Origin of the sequence: Pseudomonas svalbardensis (assembly GCF_030053115.1) — a bacterium.
Lineage (GTDB): Bacteria > Pseudomonadota > Gammaproteobacteria > Pseudomonadales > Pseudomonadaceae > Aquipseudomonas > Aquipseudomonas svalbardensis.
The window spans coordinates 5454712-5476749 of record NZ_CP125619.1 but is presented as its reverse complement, the minus strand read 5'-3'; the positions used below and the strand labels follow the sequence as shown (position 1 = coordinate 5476749).

The window sequence follows — 22038 nt, the reverse complement described above, 5'->3', positions numbered from 1 at the left end:
TCAAGAGGCGGCCTTCGCGGTCAACTGCTCCCGACAATAATCGGCAAACAACTGCGCCGGTTTGGTCAGTTGTCCGCGCTTGAGCCACGCCGCCACCAGTCCTGATCCGGTGACGTCTTCGACGATGTCCACGCACACCACTTTCTGGCCGTCATAGGTGCACTCCGAATGCGGCCGGGTGACGAGGATCGAGAAGCCGAACCCTTGCCCGACCATGCCCCGGACCATCTCGATCGACGGTGAGCTGAAGGCAATGTTCGGCGTCAGTCCCAACTCCTCGAACAGGCTGACGAAGTAGGTCCGGCTCGGTTGCACGTCCAGCAAAATCATCGGCTCCAGGCACAGATCACGCAGCGACACTTGCTTGAGTTGGGCAAAGCGATGATCCGCCGGCAGCAACGCATAAGGCCGTTGCGCCGGCATCAGTGGTTCGGTCTGGATGGTGGCGTCGAGGTCGTGTTCATACAGGATCGCCAGGTCGAAGGTGCCCGAGGTCAGGCCTTGCACCAGCTCTTGCTGTTCGCCGTCGCGGATGCGGATTTTCACCCCCGGATACAGCGCCGAGAACCCGGCAATCAACTGCGGCAGGTACAGCGGCGCGACCGTTTCGAAGCAACCGATATCGATTTGCCCGGCCACCACATCGTTGTCGGCGAGGGCGTTCTGTTCGAACTCCTTGGCCATGCGCAGCAGTTCCTGGGCCTTGCGGTAGAAGCGTGCGCCGCTGGGGGTCAAGGACACGCCCTGGGCGTGATGACGGATCAGCAGTTGCACGCCGAAGCTGTCTTCCAGGCCTTTGATCGCCGTGGAGATCGCCGGCTGGGCGATGTACAGCTTGCGCGAGGCCTCGGCGACGCTGCCGCATTCGACGGTGGTGATGAAGTACTTCAATTGACGCAGGTTGTAGGCAGCCACGGCAAACCTCGGGGTGGACGATTTCGACATCCAGGCAATTTTCGCGCCGACTGCATCCGTTCTGACGACGGGGTTGTTATGCCTGAACGATAACCACATACCGCGCCACCGGGGAGATCGGCTGCCCAGTTTTTTCATGGTCTGCGAAGACATTTTTACTATTTTTCCTGGACACAGGCCTGGGCCACCATCCAATTCACAAGAAAAGCCCATGGAGCATCTGAACGTGTTCGAGCTTACAGACTGGCAAAACAAAGCCGCTGCGCTGCAGTTTCCCGATCAAGCCGTGATCGGCGGTAAACCCCGTGCGGCGCAGTCCGGGCAGACCTTCGCCGCGATCAACCCCGCCACCGGCCAGTGCCTGGCCAACGTGGCCGCGTGCGGCGATGAAGACGTGGACGCCGCGGTGCGCAATGCGCGGCAAGTGTTCGAGGCCGGAACCTGGTCGGCGCGTTCGCCGAGTGAGCGCAAGCACGTGCTGTTGCGCCTGGCCGATCTGATCATGACCCATCGCGAAGAACTGGCGCTGCTCGACTCGTTGAACATGGGCAAACCGGTGATGGACGCCTACAACATCGACGTACCGGGCGCCGCCGGGGTGTTTCGCTGGTACGCCGAAAGCCTCGACAAACTCTACGACCAGATCGCCCCCAGCGCGCAGAACGTACTGGCGACCATCACCCGCGAAGCGCTGGGCGTGGTCGCTGCGGTGGTGCCATGGAATTTCCCGCTGGACATGGCCGCGTGGAAACTCGCACCCGCGTTGGCGGCGGGTAATTCGGTGATCCTCAAACCCGCCGAGCAGTCACCGTTTTCCGCCCTGCGTCTGGCCGAACTGGCGCTGGAAGCCGGCCTGCCAGCAGGGGTGCTGAACGTGTTGCCGGGGCTCGGCGAGCAGACCGGCAAAGCCCTCGGTCTGCACCCGGATGTCGATTGCCTGGTGTTCACCGGCTCCACCGAAGTCGGCAAATACTTCATGCAGTACTCGGCGCAATCGAACCTGAAACAGGTGTGGCTGGAGTGCGGTGGCAAGAGCGCCAATCTGGTGTTCGCCGATTGTCAGGATCTGGATCTGGCGGCGCAGAAAGCCGCGTTCGGGATCTTCTTCAATCAGGGTGAAGTGTGCTCGGCCAACTCGCGGTTGCTTCTGGAGCGTTCGATCCACGACGAGTTCGTCGAGCGCCTCAAGGCGCAGGCCGAATGCTGGCAACCGGGTGATCCGCTGGACCCGTCGAGCCGCGCCGGGGCGATTGTCGACAGCCGCCAGACCTCACGCATCATGAAGTTCATCCAGCAGGCCGAGCGCCAAGGTGCGACGAAACTGTGTGGCGGTCGACAGTCGATTTTCAACGGTTCCGACAACTTCATTCAGCCGACGATTTTCACCGGCGTTAGCCCGGACATGCCGCTGTTTCGCGATGAAGTGTTCGGCCCGGTGTTGGCGGTCACGGCGTTCGATGATGAGGCCCACGCCTTGCAATTGGCCAACGACAGCGTCTACGGTTTGGCCGCGTCGCTGTGGACCGACGACCTCAACCGCGCCCACCGTGTGGCGCGGCAATTGCGAGCCGGCACGGTGTCGGTCAACAGTGTCGACGCGCTCGACGTGACCGTGCCTTTCGGCGGCGGCAAGCAATCCGGTTTCGGCCGCGACCTGTCGCTGCACTCATTCGATAAATACACCCAGTTGAAGACCACCTGGTTTCAGCTGCGCTCATAACAGCCGCTAATAACAAAACGGAGAACTGGCGATGACCACACCACGTGAAACCCGCGACTACCAGGCCGCCGACGCTGCGCACCACATCCACGCATTCGTCGATCAAAAAGCGCTCAACGATGAAGGACCACGGGTGATGGTCCGTGGCGAGCGCCTGCACCTGTGGGACAACGATGGTCGGCGTTACCTCGACGGCATGTCCGGGCTGTGGTGCACCAACCTCGGTTACGGGCGCAAGGACCTGGCTGCCGCCGCGTCCCGGCAACTGGAGCAGTTGCCGTACTACAACATGTTTTTCCACACCACCCACCCGCAGGTGATCGAGCTCTCGGAGCTGCTGTTCAGCCTGTTACCGGGGCACTACAGCCACGCGATCTACACCAACTCCGGCTCCGAGGCCAACGAGGTGCTGATCCGCACCGTGCGTCGTTACTGGACGATCCTCGGCAAGCCCGAGAAGAAAGTCATGATCGGTCGCTGGAACGGTTACCACGGCTCGACCCTGGCGGCGACGGCGCTCGGTGGCATGAAATTCATGCACGAAATGGGCGGTATGATTCCCGACATCGAACACATCGATGAGCCGTACTTTTTCGCCCACGAGGGCAACCTGACCCCGGCAGAATTTGGCCTGCGGGCGGCGCAGCAGCTGGAAGCGAAAATTCTCGAACTGGGCGCGGACAAGGTCGCCGGGTTTATCGCCGAACCGTTCCAGGGTGCGGGCGGGATGATCTTTCCGCCAGAAAGTTACTGGCCGGAAATTCAGCGGATTTGCCGCAAGTACGACGTGCTGTTGTGCGCCGACGAAGTGATCGGCGGATTCGGTCGCACCGGTGAATGGTTCGCCCATGAGCACTTCGGTTTCGAGCCGGACACGTTGTCGATCGCCAAGGGTTTGACTTCGGGTTACATCCCCATGGGCGGATTGATTCTGTCCAAGAAAATGGCTCAGGTATTGGTGGAGCAGGGCGGGGTGTTTGCCCACGGCTTGACCTACTCCGGGCACCCGGTGGCGGCGGCGGTGGCCATCGCCAACCTCACGGCATTGCGCGATGAAGGGGTGGTGACGCGAGTCAAGGATGACATCGGGCCGTACCTGCAACAGTGCTTGCGCGAGGTGTTCGGCAAGCACCCGTTGGTGGGCGATATTCAGGGTGTCGGCATGGTGGCGGCGCTGCAATTGGCCGAGGATAAAACCAGTCGCAAGCGCTTTGCCAATGAGAACGACATTGCCTGGCGTTGCCGCACGATTGGCTTTGAAGAGGGAGTGATTATTCGTTCGACGCTGGGGCGGATGATCATGGCGCCGGCGTTGATTGCCAGTCGTGAAGAGGTTGATGAACTGGTCGGCAAAACCTTGAAAGCGGTTGATCGTACGGCGCAGGAGTACGGCCGGCTCTGACATTGCCGGAAGGCCCTTCGGACCTTATCGTCGGAACGCCGCCCGGAGCAGGCTCGCTCCCACATTGGATTTGTGATCGACACAGATCCCCTGTGGGAGCGAGCCTGCTCGCGATTGCTATGGCACATCCAACACACCTCTCCCGGCTTTTGCACCCACCTTGGGCATCCCCGCCCACAGCGCCCTTTCGCAGTGCACGCTACCCAGTTTTTTCATCGCTCGCCTCGACATATTTCCTAATTTTCCTAATCCCGGCCTTGGTCCAACATCGACCTCGCCAGTCAGCCAAACGCTGCTCGCCGAAAGGTCCACCAGAGACCTCAGGTGTCAGCACTTCTCCAAGGCCGCTGGCCGTACTGCCCATGACAAAACTAAATCAACAGCTTTGGGAGTGCTCCATGATCAAGTCCTTGCTTACTCGCTTCGCACATCCACTGGCGGTCACCGCCATTGCCGCGACGGTCGCCACCAGCGCTCAGGCCGGCACCCTCTCTATCGGCCACACCACGTGGGTCGGTTACGGCACGCTCTACCTGGCTCGGGACCTGGGCTACTTCAAGGAAAACGGTTTGACCGTCGAATTGCCCGTCGTCGAAGAGGCGTCGATGTACATGGCCGCGCAAGCCTCGGGCGAGTTGTCGGGCTCGGCGTCGACCATCGACGAGGTGCTCAAGTACCGTCCGCAATTCTGCTTCAAGGCTGTAGCCGCACTGGATGACAGCCATGGTGGCGACGGTGTTTTGGTCGGCAAGGACGTCAAGAGTCTGCAAGAGCTGAAGGGCAAAGCCGTGGCGGTGAACGAAGGTTCGACTTCGCAGTTCTGGCTGTCGTACTTGCTGAAAAAACACGGCATGAAAATGAGCGACATCACCGTGCAGAACATGACTGCCGACGACGCCGCCACCGCGTTCATCGCCGGTCGCGTGCCTGCCGCCGTGACGTGGGAACCGCACCTGTCGATGGTTCGCAGCAAGCAACAAGGCAAGGTGCTGATCGACAGCAGTAGTACGCCGGGAGTGATTGTCGACGTGGTCGCGCTCAACTGCACGGTCATCGAGAAACAGCCGGAAGACGTCAAGGCGTTGGTGGCCGGTCTGTATAAGGCGGTCCAGTACACCAAGGACCATCCGCAAGAAGCCTACAAAATCATGGCCAAAGGCGTCGGCGGTTACCTCGCCGATCCGAAGGAGCTGGCCGCTGCCGCGCAGGGCGTGCGCTTCTACGATCAGGCCATGAGTGAAAAACTCCTCGGCTCGCCGGGCAAACCGGGTGACAGCGAACGGCTGATCAAACTGGCCAACGAGACCGCCAGTGAATTGCAGGGCAAACCCTACAACGTCAGTAATGACGACCTGATCGATAACCGCTTCGTCAGCCCGCTCTAGGAGGTTTGCATGTTCAAGCGCAATTCATGGCTGAGCCGCTGCATCACGCCCAAGACCGGCCTGCCGGTTTCAGTGATCTGGAGCGCGAGCGGTCTGGCCTGGGTGTTGTTGGTCGGCCTGTGGGCCGGGTTGTCTTATGGCGGCGTGGTGCCGGGCATGTTCTTGCCGACACCGGGCGCGGTGGTCGAGGCCGCCGTGCGCCTGAGCCGCGACGGCACGCTCGGCCTGCATGTATGGGCCAGCCTCGAAGTGGTAATGGTCGGCTTCATCGTGTCGTCGCTGGTGGCCGTGCCGCTGGGGTTGCTGATGGGCAGCTTTCGCATCGTCCAGGCGTTCCTTGAGCCGATGGTGAATTTCATCCGTTACCTGCCGGTAACTTCGTTCGTGCCGCTGTTCATTCTGTGGATCGGCATCGGTCTGGAGCAGCGGGTTTCGGTGATCATCTTCGGCGTGTTTTTCCAGCAACTGGTGATGATCGCGGACGTGTCCAAAGGCATCTCCAAGGACCTGATCAACGCCTCTTACACGCTGGGTTCGAACCGCCGCGATGCGGTACTGCATGTGATCGCCCCGGCGTCGTTGCCGGGTGTGCTCGACACCTTGCGCGTGACCATGGGCTGGGCCTGGACTTACCTGGTGGTCGCCGAGCTGGTCGCGGCCTCCAGCGGTCTGGGTTACTTGAGCCTCAAAGCCATGCGCGGCTTTCAGGTGGATGTGATTTTCCTGGCAATCGCGATCATCGGCCTGCTGGGCCTGGTCACCGATCAACTGTTCCGTTTTCTCCGTCTGAGGATCGCCGCATGGGCTCAGTAAGCGCCGTCAACCCTCGTTTCGTCACGCCACAAGCCTCGCCGGTACACGCCGCGCCACGGCTGCAAGTGGACAAGGTCAGCCTTCGCTATCAAAAGCCCGACGGTGGCGTGTTCACCGCGCTGGATCAGGTGTCGTTTGAAGTGCCGGATCAGCAATTCGCCGTACTCGTGGGGCCTTCGGGCTGTGGCAAATCGAGTCTGCTGTACCTCACCGCCGGATTGAATGAGCCCACGGAAGGCGAGATCTACGTCGGTGGCCAGCAAGTTCAAGGGCCGGGTGCGGATCGCGGCATGGTGTTCCAGAGCTACACGCTGTTCCCGTGGCTGACGGTGCGGCAGAACGTCGAGTTCGGCCTCAAGCGTCGCGGTATGGCAGCCGCCAAGCGCAAGGAGATCGTCGATTACTACGTCAATGAAGTCGGCCTGACCGGGTTTTCCGACAACTACGCCAAGCAGCTGTCCGGCGGCATGATGCAGCGCGTCGCCATTGCTCGGGCGCTGGCCAACGATCCGCAAATCCTGCTGATGGACGAGCCCTTCGGTGCACTCGACAGCCAGACGCGCCTGCAAATGCAGCAGTTGTTGTTGCGGGTCTGGGGCAACAGCAAGAAGACCGTGTTGTTCGTGACCCACGATATCGACGAGGCGATTCTGCTGGGCGACCGGGTCTACGTGATGGGCGCGCGGCCGGGTCGGATCAAGCAGATTCTGGACGTGCCGATCGAACGCCCACGGACCCTGGACATGGTCATGGAGCGCTCGTTCATCGACATGAAACGCAAGATCTTCGGGCTATTGCACGATGAGCTGGAGGAGGAGCATTGAGCCGAAATGCCAGCCATCCACAAATCCCTGTGGGAGCGAGCCTGCTCGCGAAAGCGGTGTGTCAGCAACATTGATATCAACTGACACACCTTCGCGAGCAGGCTCGCTCCCACAGGTTATGCGCTGGTCTGAGATTAAGGTGCTGCCGGCAGCAGGAAACGGGCGATCACCGGCAAGTGATCGGAGATCCGCAAGGTGTCGTCCTGTCTCACCGTCGCCTCGACCCGTTTGATCCGCGGACTGTAGAACAGGTAGTCGACAGTCCGGTCCGGGCCGTTCAAGCCCGGATCGTTCGGGTAATGGGTCAACCACTGCGCCCGGTCGATGCCGCTGGCTTCATTGTTGGTCGGGATCATCGGGTATTTGTCCCACAGCACATGCAGCGCGCTGTCGGCGGAGTAGGGCGTACGTTGCTGGTCGGGCAGGCGGCGATATTGCCCTAGCGGCAACAGGTTGAAGTCCCCTCCGATCAACCACGGCGTGCCGCGGCTTTCGAACTTGTCGAGGACTTTGACCAAGGCTGTCACCTGAGATTGCAGCGTTTCGCCTGTCGAAGTAACGCGGTCCAGATGGGTGTTGAGCACCGCTATCTGACCGCCGCCGCTCAACGGCAGATACGTGACCAACAAGGCGTTTTTCGGTTTGAACTGGCGGGAGATGAAATTGGCCGGTCCGACCGGTAATTGCAGGCGTTCGGCATGTTCGATCTGGTAGCGGCTGAGGGTGACCAGCTGCCGGCCGACGCTGCCAAAGATGTGCGGCTCAGGCACGAAATCGGCTTTCCAGTCGAAGGCGTGAGCGCTGCACGGATACAAGTCCGCGACTCGCTCCTGAAGCAGCTTGAACTGGTTTTGGTAATCGCTGGCCTTGGCGCCGTCATCGAGCTCCTGCAACAGCACGACGTCCGGTTGCTCGTCGCGGATCACCCGCGCCACTTCATCGAGGCTGAAGGCCATGTCTTCGGGCGTAGGTTTTTCGTCATTGCCGCCCGCCAGGTCATTCCAGAACACGTAGCGTTTTCCCGCCAGGTACTGGACGTTCCAGGTCATCACCTTCAGCGCCTGACCGGGCACCAGCGTCGGTGCCTGGGCGTTGCAACTGACCGGTAAGGCTTCCTTGGCTTCGGGGCGCCAGGTCAGGTTGTAGATCAGGGCAATCAGGCCGGTCACGGTCAACAGGCCCAGCAGGGTGTAGCGCAGTAGACGGGTCATGGCTCGGCTTATAGCGTTACAAAAGTTGACCCCGAGCATAACCGACAGACGGGCTTAAGCCCACGGGTAGAGCGGTCAGAGCGGTCCGTCAATTTTCTCGGGCACATCGTCGATCAGCATGAACAAGCGGAACAGCACCACGCTGACGAACAGTTGCAGGAAGCTGTGGGCGCTGTCGATCAGCAGGGAAATCACCGGGTTCTGCGGTTCGGGATAGACCGCAAGGGTCGCGCCCTTGATTACCCACAACGGGCCCATCACACAGAGAATGCACACCAGAATGCGCAGGAAGTTGCCGCGGGTCAGGCGCAGGCTTTCCTTCATCGCCGCCAGCGGTGCGAAACCGCGCAGCACCAGCAGGTACTCGCCAAACGCCAGGGTCACCATCAGCCAGATGCCCGGCAGGAAATACAGCGACAGGCCGATCAGGATCAGCAAGGTATTGAGCGCGGTGAGCAGGGCGAAGCGCGGCCACAGGTAGGCAGCCCTCGACAGCAGGTCATGGTTGCGCGGCGATTCACCCCGGCTGCGGGCATCGAGAAACAGGATCAGCGCGCCGGTGTACAGCGGGTAGACCAGCAAGCCGACCATCACGCTGATACCAGGAAAACTGTCCGGCTCGGTGGAGTGGTCGACCACCAGTTGCAACAGCGCCTCGAAGATCACCAGCGGCAGGCACAGCCGAACGATCTGGCCCAGATTGCGTTTGAAGAAATACAGAGAGTCACGCAGTACATCGAACGAATTCATCAGTCGGTATCGCAGGTTGGAAGCAGTGGGACACTTTAACCGATGAAGCGCTTTGGGGCGCAAACGTAAACGTTCGGTAAAGACCATTGAAACATCCTGCATCAACCTCCATTAGAGGGGTGTCCCTTATCCACAGTGGATAGGGCAGATATTCCCGGCAATCTACGAGGTCGCCATGAACAGCGAAGAACAAACCCTGATCGATGGACTGTTTTCCCGGCTGCAACAGGCCGAAACGGACTCAGCCCCGCGCGACGCCCAGGCCGAGGCGCGGATCAAGGAACACCTGACTCGCCAGCCAGCGGCAGGTTATTTCATGACCCAGGCGATTCTGGTGCAAGAGGTTGCCATCAAGAGCCTCGACGAACAGAACAAGCAGCTCGCTCAGCAAGTCCAGCAATTGCAGGCCGAACTGCAACAGGCCAAAGCTCAGCCGGCTGCTCCGGCAACCAGCGGCGGCGGTTTTCTATCGAGCATATTCGGTGGCGGCTCCCGTGATTCGCAGCCTGCTCCAACCCACAGCCCGCCCGCATCGAGCGGTGGCGGTTGGCGTGAACCGGCGCGGCCGTTGTTCAACTCGCAGCCGCCACAACAGAACTTCGGCTCAGCGCCTCCTCAGCAGAATTACGCTGCGCAACAGCCTGCCGGCAGCGGTTTCCTCGGTGGTGCGCTGAAAACCGCAGCCGGTGTGGCCGGTGGCGTGATGCTGGCGCAAGGCATCAGCAGCCTGTTCCATCACAATCAGCAGCCGGAAGTGGCTGAAGTCATCAAGGAAGAACCAACTCAAGTCGCCGATCAGAGCGACAGTGGCAATGGCGGAGGCGACGATCAGCGCGTGGCTGACAACTCCAATGACCAGGGCGGTTTTACCGACGCCGACTACGGCGATGACAGCTCATCGTTCTTCGGCGGCGACGACGATTCCTTCGTCTGATACGCCATTCGTCCGGAGCGCTCTGGCGCTTCGGACCGATTATTCGCGGAACAATCCTTCAGGCTGGCATACTGGGCAACTTTTCGGGCCTGGTGCCTGATCCTGCCCGCGCTCCGGCGCGCCAACGAGGATGACCGGTGAAAAAAATCGCAGTGTTCGCCGATGTCCAGAACCTCTATTACACCGTGCGTCAGGCCTATGGTTGCCACTTCAACTATGCCGCGCTGTGGGCTGATATCAGCAAGCAGGGCGATATCGTCGAGGCCTATGCCTACGCCATCGATCGCGGCGACAGCAAACAGCAGCAATTCCAGCAGATCCTGCGCAACCTCGGCTTCGTCGTGAAGCTCAAGCCCTACATCCAGCGCAGCGATGGCTCGGCCAAGGGCGACTGGGACGTGGGCATCACCCTCGACATCATGGACGCCGCCGATCATGTCGACGAAGTGGTGTTGGCCTCCGGTGACGGTGATTTCGACATGTTGCTGGAGCGCATCATCACCAAGCACGGGGTGCAAGCCGTGGCCTACGGCGTGCCGGGCCTGACGGCCAACTCGCTGATCCGCGCCGCCAGCCGCTACGTGCCGATCGAAGGCGCGTTGCTGCTCAAGAATTGATTTTTACGGAGTTGAAACAGGTTTGGAACGCATAGCAGTCATCGACTTTGAAACCACCGGGATCTCCCCGAGCAGCAGCTGCCGGGCCACGGAAATTGCCGTGGTGATCCTTGAACAGGGGCGCATTGTCGAGCGTTACCAAAGCCTGATGAATGCCGGCGTGCGCGTCCCGGCCTTTATCGAACAACTCACCGGCATCAGCAACGCCATGCTGCGCACCGCGCCATCGGCCGAGCAGGTGATGAACGAAGTCAACGAATTCGTCGGCATCACACCGCTGCTGGCCCACAACGCCGCGTTCGACCAGAAGTTCTGGGACTTTGAGTTGGGGCGGATCAAACGCACACGCTTGCAGAACTTTGCCTGCTCGCTGCTACTCGCCCGCCGTTTGATGCCCGCTGCGCCGAACCACAAGCTCGGCACCCTCACAACATTCGCCAACCTGCCTCACACCGGTCAGGCTCACCGGGCCATGGCCGATGCCGAGATGGCGGCCAACCTGACGGCGCATTTGGCCCAGGAACTGCGGCAAAAGCACGGGTTCCGGGAGTTGTCCCATGATCTGCTGGTCAGCTTGCAGAAAGTGCCGGCGGCGAAAGTAGGCGAACATCTCAAACGCTATCGCGGGTTCTAAGACCCACCACAAATCCCCTGTAGGAGCTGAGCTTGCTCGCGATGACGGTTTAACAGTCAACATTGATGGTGACTGACACGCCGCCATCGCGAGCAAGCTCAGCTCCTACAGGAGAACTATTTGCCATTCCCCTCCAGCTGCCCCAACGGCACGCGCTTCTCTATCGCGCTCGACAGCACGATCGATGTCTTGCTGAACCCGAACTTGGCGATCCGGTTGATCAGCTCTTCCAGCTCCGGCATCGAACCCACCGCCGCTTGCATGATCACGCACGGATCGCCCGTCACCCGGTGGCATTCGGTCAGTTGTGGGATTTTGATCAGGTCGTCGTAAGCCTTCTGATTGCCGTGCTGGTTCAGCCGCAGTTCGATCACGCACTGGATCGGCAAGCCAAGCTTGGCCATGTCGACTTTCGCCTGGTAACCCGTGATCACCCCGCAGGCTTCCAGTTTGGCCACGCGCTCGGCCACGGCCGGGGCGGACAGGTTGACCTTGCGCGCCAGGTCGGCGTAGGACGCACGACCGTTTTCCAACAGGGCGCTGAGGAGCATGCGGTCGTATTTGTCCATCGTCGGACTCCTGAAAAATGACTGACTTTCGAAAACACGGTTTATAGCGGTGATCTCCGTGTTTTGAAAAGTGTACCCGCGGTATAAACAGGTTTTGTAACTTATTTTACGCCGCTGGCCTTTCTAGAATAGCTGTTCACTTGTCTTGCCTACGAGCTGCCCCATGCCTGGCTTACGTCGTTTTCCCTTACCGTTGATCGCTGCCTTTTTCGCGTTGTACGTGATTTGGGGATCGACTTACCTGGTGATTCGCATCGGCGTGGAGTACTGGCCGCCGTTGCTGCTCGCCGGTATCCGCTTCGTGATCGCCGGGACGTTGATTTACGCGTTTCTGCGTTGGCGCGGGGCGCCGGCACCGACCTGGGCGCAGTGGAAAGCCGCCGGGATCATCGGGATTTTGCTGCTGGCGTGCGGTAACGGCGGGGTGAGCGTGGCCGAACACATGGGTGTCGCCTCGGGTGTGGCTGCGTTGGCGGTGGCGACGGTGCCGCTGTTTACCTTGCTCTGCGGATATTTCTGGGGCGCGCGTAATACCCGTCTCGAATGGGCCGGGATTGTGCTAGGGCTGATCGGCATTGCCATGCTCAACCTCGGTTCCAACCTGCAATCGAGCCCGTTGGGTGCCGCGTTGCTGATATTCGCGGCAGCTTCCTGGGCATTCGGTTCGGTGTGGAGCAAACACTTGCCGCTGCCTCAGGGCGCGATGGCCAGCGCTGTGGAAATGCTGGTGGGCGGCGTGGTCCTGTTGATCGGCAGTGCACTGAGCGGTGAGCAACTGGAGGCCATGCCGCCGATCGAAGGTTGGGCGGCCCTGGCCTATCTGACCTTCTTCGGCTCGATCATCGCCTTCAACGCTTATATGTATCTGTTGAAAAACGTGCGGCCGGCGGCGGCCACCAGTTATGCCTACGTCAACCCGGCCGTGGCGGTGTTGCTGGGGATCGTGTTTGTGGGCGAGACCATCGGTATCGAAGAAGCGCTGGCCATGTTGGTGATCATCAGCGCCGTGGTGTTGATCGGTTTGCCGCAGTGGCGCCGGGCTCCGGAACGACCTGCTGCGGTGGTGCAGACAGAATCGAGCATGAATTAGGGTAAACTGCGCGCCATTGCACACTCGTTTTGCACACCCGCGCTGAATTTTCCTACGGTAATCCCATGACTTTCGCCTCCCTTGGCCTGATCGAACCCTTGCTGCGCTCTCTCGAGACGCTCGGCTACCAGACCCCGACGCCGGTTCAGGCGCAAGCAATTCCGGCGGTGCTGGCCGGTCGCGACCTGATGGCCGCCGCCCAGACCGGGACGGGCAAGACCGCCGGCTTCGCGCTGCCGCTCCTGCAATTGCTGGCCATGGAAGGGCCGAAAGTGGCGTCTAACTCGGTGCGCGCACTGATCCTGGTGCCGACCCGCGAATTGGCCGAACAGGTTCACGAAGCCGTGCGTCAGTACGCCGAGAACCTGCCGTTGAGCACTTACGCGGTGTACGGCGGCGTCAGCATCAACCCGCAAATGATGAAGCTGCGCAAAGGTGTTGACGTGCTGGTGGCGACGCCGGGTCGTTTGCTCGACCTGTATCGCCAGAAGGCCCTCAAGTTCAATCAGCTGCAAACCCTGATTCTGGACGAAGCCGATCGCATGCTTGATCTGGGTTTCTCCGAGGAACTGGGGAATATCTACCGCGTGCTGCCCAAGCAACGTCAGACGCTGCTGTTCTCCGCGACTTTCTCCGACGCGATCCGCTTGCTGGCCGGACAAATGCTCAACGATCCACTGAGCATCGAAGTCAGCCCGCGCAACGTTGCTGCCAACACCGTCAAGCAATGGGTGGTGACGGTGGATAAGAAGCGCAAGCCGGAGCTGTTCATCCACTTGCTGCGCAAGGGCAAGTGGAAGCAGGTGCTGGTGTTCGCCAAGACCCGCAACGGCGTGGACGCATTGGTGGAAAAACTTCAGGGCCTGGGCATCAATGCCGACGGCATCCACGGCGACAAACCTCAGGCAACCCGTCAGCGTGCGCTGGACCGTTTCAAGGCCAGTGAAGTGCAGATTCTTGTGGCCACCGACGTTGCGGCCCGTGGTCTGGATATCGAAGATTTGCCATTGGTGGTCAACTTCGACCTGCCAATCGTGGCGGAGGACTACATCCACCGGATCGGTCGTACCGGTCGTGCGGGTGCAACCGGGCAGGCGATTTCGCTGGTCTGCGCTGATGAAGTGAATCTGCTGTCGGCCATCGAGACGTTGACCCGTCAGACATTGCCTCGCCAGATGGAGCATGACTTCGAACCTGAGCACCGGGTGCCGGATACCGATGCCAGCGGTCAGGTCGTCAAAAAGCCGAAAAAACCGAAGAAGCCGAAGACTTCCGGTGGCGGTAAACGCAACCTGGGTAAATGGGTCGAGAGTGGGGATGCTTCGGCGCCGGAGCCTTCGATCAAGCCTGTGCGGAAGGTGCCGGTGTTTAATACCGGGCCGCGTAAGAAGAAGCCTTGATGGTGTGATCGGTTCTAGAACCACCCCTCACCCCAGCCCTCTCCCCAATGGGGAGAGGGGGAAAGGGAGCCGATCTTCTTAGCCTTCAAACGTGAGTTCGACTCGAGCTTTCAGGTCGATGTAGTTTGAAAGTACATCTCGGTCAGTCCCCTCGCCCCTCTGGGGCGGTCCGACGTTTCGGGAGGGTTAGGGTGAGGGGTGGATCTTGAAGGCTGTAGAAGTACGTGTGGCCAACAAATCACGCCATTCGCTTCAACCACTCCACCATCCCCAGCCCTGCCGCTCGCCCACTGGCGAAACAAGCCGTCAGCAGATAGCCGCCCGTCGGCGCTTCCCAATCCAGCATTTCCCCCGCGCAAAATACGCCAGGCAGTTGCTTGAGCATCAAACGCTCATCCATCGACTCGAACATCACGCCACCCGCAGTGCTGATGGCCTCGTCCAGTGGGCGGGTTTTCACCAGTGTCAGTGGCAGCGCTTTGATCGCTTTGGCCAGCTGCGCCGGATCAGCGAAGCATTCGGCCGGAGTGAGTTCGCGCAGCAATGCCGCTTTCACACCATCGATCCCAAGCTGACTGTGCAGGTGTTTAGCCATCGAGCGTGAACCGCGCGGTTTGCTCAGCGCAGCCTGAACCTTATCCACAGGCTTGCCCGGCAACAGGTCGAGGTGAATGGTCGCCGAGCCGTGCTGATTGATGGCTTCGCGGATCGGCGCCGACAAGGCGTAGATCAAACTGCCTTCAATCCCGGTTGCCGTGATCACACATTCCCCGAGCCGCGGTACGTCGTCATTGAGGCCAATGGCGATGTTTTTCAGCGGTGCGCCGGCGAATTTGCTGACCATCAACTCGCTCCAGGCCTGCACCTCGAAGCCGCAATTACTCGGTTGCAGCGGCGCGAGTCCTACGCCGCGTTGTTCCAGTGGCAGCATCCAGGCGCCGTCCGAGCCGAGCCGCGACCAGCTGCCGCCACCCAGGGCCAGCAAGGTTGCGTCAGGCTTGACGGTTTTTTCGCCTTCGGGGCTGTCGATACGCAATCCACCGCTGTCATCCCAGCCGAGCCAGCGGTGACGGGTGTGGATAACGACGCCGCTGTCTCGCAGACGTTTGAGCCAGGCGCGCAACAGAGGGGCGGCTTTCATGTCTGTAGGAAAGACTCGGCCGGAACTGCCGACAAAGGTTTCGATGCCCAGGTCATGAATCCATTGGCACAGCGCCTCAGCGCCAAATGACCGCAATAGCGGCGCAATCTGCGGCGCGCGTTCGGCGTAGCGTGAGAGAAATGCCGGGTAGGCTTCGGAATGGGTGATGTTCATGCCTCCCACACCGGCCAGCAGGAATTTTCGCCCCACCGAAGGCATGCCGTCGTACAGATCGACCTTGATCCCCGCCTGGCTCAGCACTTCGGCCGCCATCAAGCCGGCGGGGCCGCCGCCGATGATGGCAACGTGAGAAGAGGAAGTTGTCGAAGGCTGAGTCATGGAGTGCGCTGCGGTTTGGTGGAATAAGCCGGGCATTCTACCAGCCCAGTCCCCTGTGGGAGCGAGCCTGCTCGCGAAAGCGGCGGGTCAGTCGACATCAATGTTGATTGTTAAATCGCTATCGTCGGAACGCCGCCCGGAGCAGGCTCGCTCCCACAGGGATGATTGATGCTTTTGAATGTGGTTAAAAAATAACCACCGAGTTGTAACCTATGCCCCTCATGGTCTGTAGGACCTTTCACTCAGGTTATCCACAGGCAGTTCCACAGACATTGTGGGTAAAGACCCACACCTCAATGACAACCTGATGACTGCCAGACCCTTTGCGCACTGCGGTGCAGGATCCCATGACGGCGCGCCAACGCCTTGCGGTCCTTGCTGTAGCCGCCGCCGATCACCCCGACCACCGGAATATCCCGCCCCAGGCAATGACGCATCACACTTTCATCGCGAGCGGCGACGCCTTCGTCTGTCAGCTTCAGGTAGCCGAGCGCGTCATCTTTATGCACATCGACGCCGGCGTCGTACAGCACCAGATCCGGTTGATAGAGCGGCAGCAAATAATTCAGCGCATCGTCCACCACCTTCAGGTAGTCGGCATCGCCCATGCCCTTGGGCAGTGGAATGTCCCAGTCACTTTCGGCTTTGCGTGCAGGAAAGTTCTTCTCGCAGTGCAGGGAAACGGTCACCGCTTCCGGAGTGTTGTGCAGAATCCGTGCGGTCCCGTCGCCTTGATGCACATCGCAGTCGAAGATCAGCACCCGATTCACACGGCCGCTTTCCAGCAGGAAATGGCTGATCACCGCCAGGTCATTGAAGATGCAGAACCCGGCAGGATGGTCGTAGTGAGCGTGATGGGTGCCGCCGGCCAGGTGACAGGCCAAACCATGTTCCAGCGCCTGCTCGGCCGCCAGCAGCGAGCCGCCAACCGCACGTACTGTGCGCCGGGCCAGCGCTTCGCTCCAGGGTAGACCGAGGCGCCGCTGGTCTTCGCGGGACAACTCACCGCCCATGTAGCGTTCGATATACGCAGGGTCATGTGCGAGCGCGAGAATCTCTGGCGGGCAGAGGTCGGGGCGCAGCAGGTCAGCGTCCCGGGTCAGTCCGCTGTCCACCAGGTGATCGCGCAGCAGGCGAAACTTGTCCATGGGGAAGCGGTGATCCGCCGGGAACTCGGGACTGTAGTCTTCGTGGTAGATCAGGGGCAGGGGCATGACGAATTAACGTAGGAATGAAGGAAGGATCCTACCAGCGTTATAGACTTGCGGCATGGAAAGGGGGGGAGATGATGGAACCGATACTGGAACTCGAGAGCGCACGACTGCTGTTGCGGCAGTGGAGCGATGAGGATTTGCCGGAGTTTGCGGCGATGTGCGCCGATCCACAGGTGATGCGATATTTTCCGGCGCCTTTAAGTCGTCTGGAAAGTGCCTCGCTGATCGGACGGATTCGTGGCCATTTTGCCGAGCATGGCTTCGGTCTCTGGGCGCTGGAACGCAAGGACACCGGGGCATTTATCGGTTTTACCGGGCTCGCAGAGGTCGGCTTCGACGCGCGTTTTACCCCGTCCACCGAAATCGGCTGGCGTCTGGCCCGAGAGCACTGGGGCCTTGGCTACGCCAGTGAAGCGGCGTGGACCGCTCTGCGCTGCGGGTTTGACCGGTTGGCGCTGAAAGAGATCGTGTCCTTCACCACCGAAACCAACACGCCGTCGCAGAAAGTCATGCAGGCAATCGGCATGCACCATGATTCAGCCGATGATTTCGACCACCCGATGCTCGCGGCCGATCATCCCCTGCGTCACCATGCGCTGTACCGCATCACCCGTGAACAATGGCTGCAAACCTTGCATGGATAAGCCGGCACGGACGTTTACAATGGCTCCCATGGGCCCTGGCCAGAAATTGAATCGACCGTCGCAGCCAAGACTGCGCGGCATGCGTTGTGTGAGGAGAGTCTGAATGAGCCAAGTGTTGGATGATCTGGTTGACCTGCTGACCCTGGAACCGATTGAAGAAAACCTGTTCCGTGGCCGCAGCCAGGACCTGGGTTTTCGTCAGCTGTTCGGCGGTCAGGTGATCGGTCAGTCCCTGTCGGCGGCCAGTCAGACGGTCGAAGAAGCGCGCCATGTGCATTCGATGCACGGTTATTTCCTGCGTCCCGGCGATTCCGCGTTGCCTGTGGTTTATCAGGTTGATCGGGTGCGCGACGGCGGCAGTTTCAGCACGCGTCGAGTGACGGCGATCCAGAAGGGCAACCCGATTTTCACCTGCAGTGCTTCGTTCCAGTACGACGAAGAAGGCTTCCAGCATCAGTCCGAGATGCCAACCGTAGTTGGCCCGGAAAACCTGCCGTCAGAGCTGGAGCTTGCTCAGCAACGTGCACACCTGATTCCCGAGCACATGCGTGAAAAGCTGCTGTGCCCGAAACCGATCGAGTTCCGCCCGATCACCGAGAAAGATCCCTACAACCCGCAGCCGTCCGATCCGATCAAGTACGTCTGGTTTCGCGCCGACGGTGCCTTGGCCGACTCCCCGGCGCTGCATAAATACCTGCTGGCCTACGCCTCGGATTTCGGCCTGCTGACCACGTCGATGCAGCCCCATGGCAAATCGGTCTGGCAGAAAGACATGCAGGTCGCCAGCCTCGATCACGCGCTGTGGTTCCATCAGGATCTACGTGCCGATGATTGGTTGCTGTATGCGATGGACAGTCCTTGGGCGGGCAACTCGCGCGGTTTCTCCCGTGGCAGCGTGTTCAATCGTGCCGGGCAACTGGTGGCGTCGGTCACTCAGGAAGGCCTGATTCGCCACCGTAAGGATTGGGCATGAGCCTGGCCGAGGTGCGGCACTGGGTGTTCGACATGGACGGCACCCTGACGGTGGCCGTGCATGACTTCGCGGCGATCCGCGTGGCGTTGGCGATTCCTGCCGAAGACGACATCCTGACCCACCTCGCCGCGCTGCCGGCCGATGAAGCCGCCGCCAAACATGCTTGGTTGCTGGAACACGAACGGGACCTGGCGCTGGGGTCGAAAGCAGCACCGGGCGCGGTAGAACTGGTGCGTGAGCTGGCCGGGCGCGGTTATCGCCTGGGCATTCTCACGCGCAATGCTCGCGAACTGGCGCACGTCACGCTGGAAGCGATCGGCCTGGCCGACTGCTTCGCGGTGGAGGATGTGCTGGGTCGTGATGAAGCACCGCCAAAACCGCATCCCGGTGGTTTGCTGAAGTTGGCCCAGGCCTGGCATGTACCGGCCAGTGAGATGGTGATGGTCGGTGACTACCGCTTTGATCTGGATTGCGGTCGGGCGGCAGGGGCGCGGACGGTGTTGGTGAACCTGCCGGATAATCCCTGGCCTGAGTTGGCGGATTGGCATGCCGCCGATTGCGTGGCGTTGCGGGAAATGTTGTCGGCTTGAGGGACCCTTCGCGAGCAGGCTCGCTCCCACATTGGAATGCGGTCATAAGTGGGAGCGAGCCTGCTCGCGATGGCGTCAGATCAGGCGCCTCAACAACTCACTGACCGAACAACGCCTTCTGCCCCTGCGGCGAGTTAAACATCCCATCCCCATCATGCCCGACCCCAGGCACTTCAATCAGCTGCTGACTCAATCCTTGAGGATGCAGCCGCTTCAGAGAAGCAAAATAATTGCGCCCGCGAGCCAATCGATTGGCTCCCTGGGCTTGGGCCTCACAGCTTTTATCCAGCGCCGGCTGCTTCGGGTCGCTGTCCTGCTGCCCGAGTAGGTAAACGACATCGCGTTTGACGTAGTTTTCCTTCAACTGCTTGGCGGTTTGCCCTTCGGCATAGGCGGGTAAATCCGCCAGTCCATATTTCCAGCGATTGAAATTCGGGCAACCGGCGTGGCTGAACGCCACTGGCCGTCGTTCATCGAAGTACGCATAAGACGACGGGTTGGCAATGACGTAACGCACCTGTATGTTGGCCGCCTTGAGCGCTGGCTGATCGTGGCCCAGCAACGCGTATCGCTGCACCACCTGAGCGCCGCCGGAGTGACCGGCAATGACAATCTGCTTCACGTCCGGAAACTGTTTTCGATCGCCGATTCGGGCGATGATTTCGTCGAGCGCCGCGTAGGAACTCAGGGAAAACGGAGCGGTGGATAAACCGCCCGCCATCCAGTCATTGCCCTGCCAGCGCAATACGCTGTCAGCCACGGGATGGGTCGCGATGTCGGTTTCATTGAGAAATTGCGGGGCGAGCACCAAGGTGCTCGCGCTTTGCCCAGCCTGTTCGGCCGCGTGCACGGCGCTCTGGCGATAGGTGTCGGCATTGCGCAATCGACCATGGATGATGATCAGCACGCGTTCGATTTTCGTCGGCGCCGGGCCGATGCCCACCGCGATTTCACCTGAAGTCAACAGCAAGCGTCCGGGGCTGACCTCCTTGACCGCATGCTCGGCAGCCTGGGCGCTTGCGCAGGTGATCAGTAGAGCTAACAGCCACTTATTCATTTATAGGTTTTTCGCTGCAAAGGTATCGCACTGGCCGACCTGGCCTTGCGCGAATCCGGTTTTGAACCAGCGCACCCTTTGCGCCGACGTACCATGAGTAAATGAGTCCGGGACCACGCGCCCCTGACCTTGCTGTTGCAAGCGGTCATCGCCGATGGCATTGGCGGCGTTCAAGGCTTCTTCGATGTCACCGGGTTCCAGCCAGTTCAGCCGTTTCTGCGCATTGTTGGCCCAGACTCCGGCGAGGCAATCGGCCTGCAGTTCCTGTCGTACCAGCAAACCACTGTCGCCCTCCATCTGCCGGCCCTGTTGGCGGGCGGTCTGAATTTTCGCCGACACACCGAGCAAGGTCTGCACATGGTGTCCGATTTCGTGAGCGATCACGTAGGCCTGAGCGAAGTCGCCTGCGGCGGAAAAACGTTGGGACATTTCCTGGAAGAAACTCATGTCCAAGTAGACCTTCTGGTCCGCCGGGCAATAGAACGGACCGGTCGCCGATGTCGCCAGGCCACAGGCCGAGTTGACGCGGTTGCTGAACAGCACCAGGGTAGGCTCCTTATATTGACGACCGGCCTGCTGGAAAATCTGACCCCAGGTGTCTTCGGTATCGCCGAGGATCGAGCGCACGAACTCGGCTCCTTCATCAGTGGCCGGCGGCGCCTTGCGAGTTTCTGAGGTGGTCGGTGCCGATTGCTCGGTCATCTGACCTGTCAGTTGCCCGAGGATTTGCAGCGGGTCCTGGCCGGTCATCCAGCCGATCCCGACGATCAATATAATCGCCGCCAGGCTCAGACCCTTGCCGCCACCGAAGCGCATCCCGCCACCGCCGACACCACCACCACGGGCATCGACCACGTTGTCGCTGCGTCGGCCTTTTTTCCATAGCATGTGGGAATCCTCTGATTGTCCGTGGGGATGAGTGTTGCTGCTGAGTGGGAGCGGCGCCAGTCCGGTCGTCCATCTTTTGTTGCGCACAGCAGCCTTCCCGGCAACCTGTGGTGGGTGGCCGGGAGTCTTCCAGACTCGTATTGAACACGGACAACCCATCTAATTCCTTCAGGCGACGGGTTTTTATCGAGCAGGCGACGGCCTGCTTCGAGGGAATCACCGGTCGAACGCATCCCACACCGGCGCAAAGTCTGGATTGACCTGGCGTTCGCGTTTGGACAAACCGGCGATCAGCGTTCGGTCTTCGTCATCCAGATTTGCGTCGAGTGCCGCCAGGTCGGCCTCTCGACCTGGATGGCTGACAAGGCCAGTCGTATCGCGGGCTGGTTGGCCCGACTGAACTGGAACTCGCCGCGGTGCGCGCGCCGAATGGCAGCCTGATTTATCTGGTGGACCAGGATGCCGATGTCTACGGCACCGACTTCAATCTACAATCCGCCGCCGTGGCCAGTGGCGGCCTCAAGCGCATCGACCACATGGCCATGGCCATGGCGCTGCCGGCCGACAGCCTCGACAGTTGGGTGCTGTTCTATAAAAGCCTATTGGATTTTGAGGCCGACGATGAAGTGGTGCTGCCTGACCCGTACGGTCTGGTAAAGAGTCGGGCGCTGCGCAGCCGGGACAGTTCGATCCGCTTGCCGCTGAATATTTCCGAGAACCGCAACACCGCAATCTCACATGCACTGTCGAGTTATCGCGGCTCTGGCGTGCATCACATCGCCTTCGATTGCGACGACATCTTTGCCGAAGTGAGCCGGGTCGCGGTGCGGCTGGCGGCCATGGCCAAATCCCGTGGCGCCGTACGTCAGGCAAAGTTGTAGGAAAATCGTAAGCACGGGTACAAACCGCTGCCGCGCGGCTTCCTTCA

The 22038-nt window shown here is 60.5% G+C and carries 21 protein-coding genes and 2 pseudogenes; 14 read left to right on the top strand and 9 right to left on the bottom strand.

The annotated features are described in order from the left end of the window. Window positions 1–915 carry a LysR substrate-binding domain-containing protein gene (locus QFX16_RS25320; protein ID WP_095130716.1) on the bottom strand — a complete coding sequence of 305 codons (915 nt, stop codon included), beginning with the start codon at window positions 913–915 and terminating at the stop codon, window positions 1–3. A gap of 226 nt (window positions 916–1141) precedes the next feature. On the opposite strand from QFX16_RS25320, the gene QFX16_RS25315 reads away from it, so the two are divergent. The 5 genes from QFX16_RS25315 to QFX16_RS25295 all read left to right on the top strand — a co-directional run bounded on the left by QFX16_RS25315 (window position 1142) and on the right by QFX16_RS25295 (window position 7059). Further along, window positions 1142–2635: an aldehyde dehydrogenase gene (locus QFX16_RS25315; RefSeq protein WP_283181779.1), complete on the top strand. Its 1494-nt coding sequence runs from the start codon at window positions 1142–1144 to the stop codon at window positions 2633–2635. Between the two features lie 31 nt (window positions 2636–2666). Beyond that, the gene (locus QFX16_RS25310) at window positions 2667–4037 is read left to right on the top strand and encodes an aspartate aminotransferase family protein (protein WP_283181778.1); all 1371 of its coding nucleotides are present in this window, start codon (window positions 2667–2669) and stop codon (window positions 4035–4037) included. Window positions 4038–4435: 398 nt separating this feature from the next. After that, window positions 4436–5422 (top strand): ABC transporter substrate-binding protein, encoded by a 987-nt coding sequence (locus tag QFX16_RS25305; protein WP_283181777.1) that lies wholly within the window; start codon window positions 4436–4438, stop codon window positions 5420–5422. 9 nt (window positions 5423–5431) lie between these two features. After that, window positions 5432–6235 carry an ABC transporter permease gene (locus tag QFX16_RS25300; RefSeq protein WP_008149230.1) on the top strand — a complete coding sequence of 268 codons (804 nt, stop codon included), beginning with the start codon at window positions 5432–5434 and terminating at the stop codon, window positions 6233–6235. Continuing rightward, entirely contained in the window at window positions 6223–7059 is an 837-nt protein-coding gene (locus QFX16_RS25295) for an ABC transporter ATP-binding protein (RefSeq protein WP_283181776.1), read from the top strand. Before QFX16_RS25300 ends, QFX16_RS25295 begins: the two co-directional genes overlap by 13 nt. A gap of 134 nt (window positions 7060–7193) precedes the next feature. Here QFX16_RS25295 and QFX16_RS25290 read toward each other — a convergent pair whose 3' ends face one another. Both QFX16_RS25290 and QFX16_RS25285 read right to left on the bottom strand, forming a co-directional pair. After that, a complete protein-coding gene (locus QFX16_RS25290; RefSeq protein ID WP_283181775.1) occupies window positions 7194–8270 on the bottom strand; it encodes an endonuclease/exonuclease/phosphatase family protein in 1077 nt (358 codons plus the stop codon). Window positions 8271–8345: 75 nt separating this feature from the next. Then, the gene (locus tag QFX16_RS25285) at window positions 8346–9020 is read right to left on the bottom strand and encodes a YciC family protein (protein WP_283181774.1); all 675 of its coding nucleotides are present in this window, start codon (window positions 9018–9020) and stop codon (window positions 8346–8348) included. Between the two features lie 175 nt (window positions 9021–9195). On the opposite strand from QFX16_RS25285, the gene QFX16_RS25280 reads away from it, so the two are divergent. The 3 genes from QFX16_RS25280 to QFX16_RS25270 all read left to right on the top strand — a co-directional run bounded on the left by QFX16_RS25280 (window position 9196) and on the right by QFX16_RS25270 (window position 11205). After that, window positions 9196–9954: a DUF2076 domain-containing protein gene (locus QFX16_RS25280; RefSeq protein ID WP_283181773.1), complete on the top strand. Its 759-nt coding sequence runs from the start codon at window positions 9196–9198 to the stop codon at window positions 9952–9954. A gap of 137 nt (window positions 9955–10091) precedes the next feature. After that, window positions 10092–10571 carry a LabA-like NYN domain-containing protein gene (locus QFX16_RS25275; RefSeq protein WP_046048735.1) on the top strand — a complete coding sequence of 160 codons (480 nt, stop codon included), beginning with the start codon at window positions 10092–10094 and terminating at the stop codon, window positions 10569–10571. A 22-nt stretch (window positions 10572–10593) separates the two neighbouring features. Beyond that, entirely contained in the window at window positions 10594–11205 is a 612-nt protein-coding gene (locus tag QFX16_RS25270) for a 3'-5' exonuclease (RefSeq protein WP_283181772.1), read from the top strand. Between the two features lie 116 nt (window positions 11206–11321). On the opposite strand, the gene QFX16_RS25265 is transcribed toward QFX16_RS25270, so the two are convergent. Beyond that, window positions 11322–11774, bottom strand: a complete 453-nt coding sequence (locus QFX16_RS25265; protein WP_008149219.1) for an Lrp/AsnC family transcriptional regulator — start codon at window positions 11772–11774, stop codon at window positions 11322–11324. Between the two features lie 163 nt (window positions 11775–11937). Between QFX16_RS25265 and yedA the strand changes: the two genes are divergently transcribed. Both yedA and rhlE1 read left to right on the top strand, forming a co-directional pair. Next, the gene (gene yedA, locus QFX16_RS25260; protein WP_283181771.1) at window positions 11938–12864 is read left to right on the top strand and encodes a drug/metabolite exporter YedA; all 927 of its coding nucleotides are present in this window, start codon (window positions 11938–11940) and stop codon (window positions 12862–12864) included. 65 nt (window positions 12865–12929) lie between these two features. Next, entirely contained in the window at window positions 12930–14264 is a 1335-nt protein-coding gene (gene rhlE1, locus QFX16_RS25255) for an RNA helicase RhlE1 (protein WP_046048739.1), read from the top strand. A 238-nt stretch (window positions 14265–14502) separates the two neighbouring features. On the opposite strand, the gene QFX16_RS25250 is transcribed toward rhlE1, so the two are convergent. Together QFX16_RS25250 and QFX16_RS25245 are read right to left on the bottom strand one after the other, a co-directional pair. Beyond that, on the bottom strand, window positions 14503–15744 hold the full coding sequence (locus QFX16_RS25250; RefSeq protein ID WP_283181770.1) for a TIGR03862 family flavoprotein: 1242 nt from the start codon (window positions 15742–15744) through the stop codon (window positions 14503–14505). Window positions 15745–16037: 293 nt separating this feature from the next. After that, window positions 16038–16958, bottom strand: coding sequence for a histone deacetylase family protein (locus QFX16_RS25245; protein ID WP_283181769.1), 921 nt, complete (start codon window positions 16956–16958; stop codon window positions 16038–16040). Window positions 16959–17032: 74 nt separating this feature from the next. Here QFX16_RS25245 and QFX16_RS25240 point away from each other — a divergent pair, with 74 nt between their 5' ends. From QFX16_RS25240 to QFX16_RS25230, 3 genes are all read left to right on the top strand, one after another. Further along, window positions 17033–17602, top strand: coding sequence for a GNAT family N-acetyltransferase (locus QFX16_RS25240; RefSeq protein ID WP_283184635.1), 570 nt, complete (start codon window positions 17033–17035; stop codon window positions 17600–17602). A 103-nt stretch (window positions 17603–17705) separates the two neighbouring features. Then, on the top strand, window positions 17706–18575 hold the full coding sequence (gene tesB / locus QFX16_RS25235) for an acyl-CoA thioesterase II (protein ID WP_129441008.1): 870 nt from the start codon (window positions 17706–17708) through the stop codon (window positions 18573–18575). Beyond that, window positions 18572–19165 (top strand): HAD family hydrolase, encoded by a 594-nt coding sequence (locus tag QFX16_RS25230; protein ID WP_283181768.1) that lies wholly within the window; start codon window positions 18572–18574, stop codon window positions 19163–19165. The genes tesB and QFX16_RS25230 overlap by 4 nt, the downstream gene beginning before the upstream one ends. A 97-nt stretch (window positions 19166–19262) precedes the next feature. On the opposite strand, the gene QFX16_RS25225 is transcribed toward QFX16_RS25230, so the two are convergent. The 3 genes and pseudogenes from QFX16_RS25225 to QFX16_RS25215 all read right to left on the bottom strand — a co-directional run. Beyond that, window positions 19263–20222, bottom strand: a complete 960-nt coding sequence (locus QFX16_RS25225; RefSeq protein WP_283181767.1) for an alpha/beta fold hydrolase — start codon at window positions 20220–20222, stop codon at window positions 19263–19265. After that, entirely contained in the window at window positions 20223–21110 is an 888-nt protein-coding gene (ypfJ, locus tag QFX16_RS25220) for a KPN_02809 family neutral zinc metallopeptidase (RefSeq protein WP_283181766.1), read from the bottom strand. Between the two features lie 216 nt (window positions 21111–21326). Continuing rightward, window positions 21327–21452, bottom strand: a pseudogene (locus tag QFX16_RS25215) (aldo/keto reductase); the annotation flags it as partial. Window positions 21453–21472: 20 nt separating this feature from the next. Here QFX16_RS25215 and QFX16_RS25210 point away from each other — a divergent pair. Further along, window positions 21473–21928: pseudogene (locus tag QFX16_RS25210) on the top strand (VOC family protein); the annotation flags it as partial. Window positions 21929–22038: the final 110 nt, after the last annotated feature.

Coding starts and splice junctions, on each gene's coding strand:
- QFX16_RS25310 (WP_283181778.1), top strand. CDS start 2,667: ATGACCACACCACGTGAAACCCGCGACTACCAGGCCGCCGACGCTGCG.
- QFX16_RS25305 (WP_283181777.1), top strand. CDS start 4,436: ATGATCAAGTCCTTGCTTACTCGCTTCGCACATCCACTGGCGGTCACC.
- QFX16_RS25300 (WP_008149230.1), top strand. CDS start 5,432: ATGTTCAAGCGCAATTCATGGCTGAGCCGCTGCATCACGCCCAAGACC.
- QFX16_RS25295 (WP_283181776.1), top strand. CDS start 6,223: ATGGGCTCAGTAAGCGCCGTCAACCCTCGTTTCGTCACGCCACAAGCC.
- QFX16_RS25290 (WP_283181775.1), bottom strand. CDS start 8,270: ATGACCCGTCTACTGCGCTACACCCTGCTGGGCCTGTTGACCGTGACC.
- QFX16_RS25285 (WP_283181774.1), bottom strand. CDS start 9,020: ATGAATTCGTTCGATGTACTGCGTGACTCTCTGTATTTCTTCAAACGC.
- QFX16_RS25280 (WP_283181773.1), top strand. CDS start 9,196: ATGAACAGCGAAGAACAAACCCTGATCGATGGACTGTTTTCCCGGCTG.
- QFX16_RS25265 (WP_008149219.1), bottom strand. CDS start 11,774: ATGGACAAATACGACCGCATGCTCCTCAGCGCCCTGTTGGAAAACGGT.
- yedA (WP_283181771.1), top strand. CDS start 11,938: ATGCCTGGCTTACGTCGTTTTCCCTTACCGTTGATCGCTGCCTTTTTC.
- rhlE1 (WP_046048739.1), top strand. CDS start 12,930: ATGACTTTCGCCTCCCTTGGCCTGATCGAACCCTTGCTGCGCTCTCTC.
- QFX16_RS25250 (WP_283181770.1), bottom strand. CDS start 15,744: ATGACTCAGCCTTCGACAACTTCCTCTTCTCACGTTGCCATCATCGGC.
- QFX16_RS25245 (WP_283181769.1), bottom strand. CDS start 16,958: ATGCCCCTGCCCCTGATCTACCACGAAGACTACAGTCCCGAGTTCCCG.
- QFX16_RS25240 (WP_283184635.1), top strand. CDS start 17,033: ATGGAACCGATACTGGAACTCGAGAGCGCACGACTGCTGTTGCGGCAG.
- tesB (WP_129441008.1), top strand. CDS start 17,706: ATGAGCCAAGTGTTGGATGATCTGGTTGACCTGCTGACCCTGGAACCG.
- QFX16_RS25230 (WP_283181768.1), top strand. CDS start 18,572: ATGAGCCTGGCCGAGGTGCGGCACTGGGTGTTCGACATGGACGGCACC.
- QFX16_RS25225 (WP_283181767.1), bottom strand. CDS start 20,222: ATGAATAAGTGGCTGTTAGCTCTACTGATCACCTGCGCAAGCGCCCAG.
- ypfJ (WP_283181766.1), bottom strand. CDS start 21,110: ATGCTATGGAAAAAAGGCCGACGCAGCGACAACGTGGTCGATGCCCGT.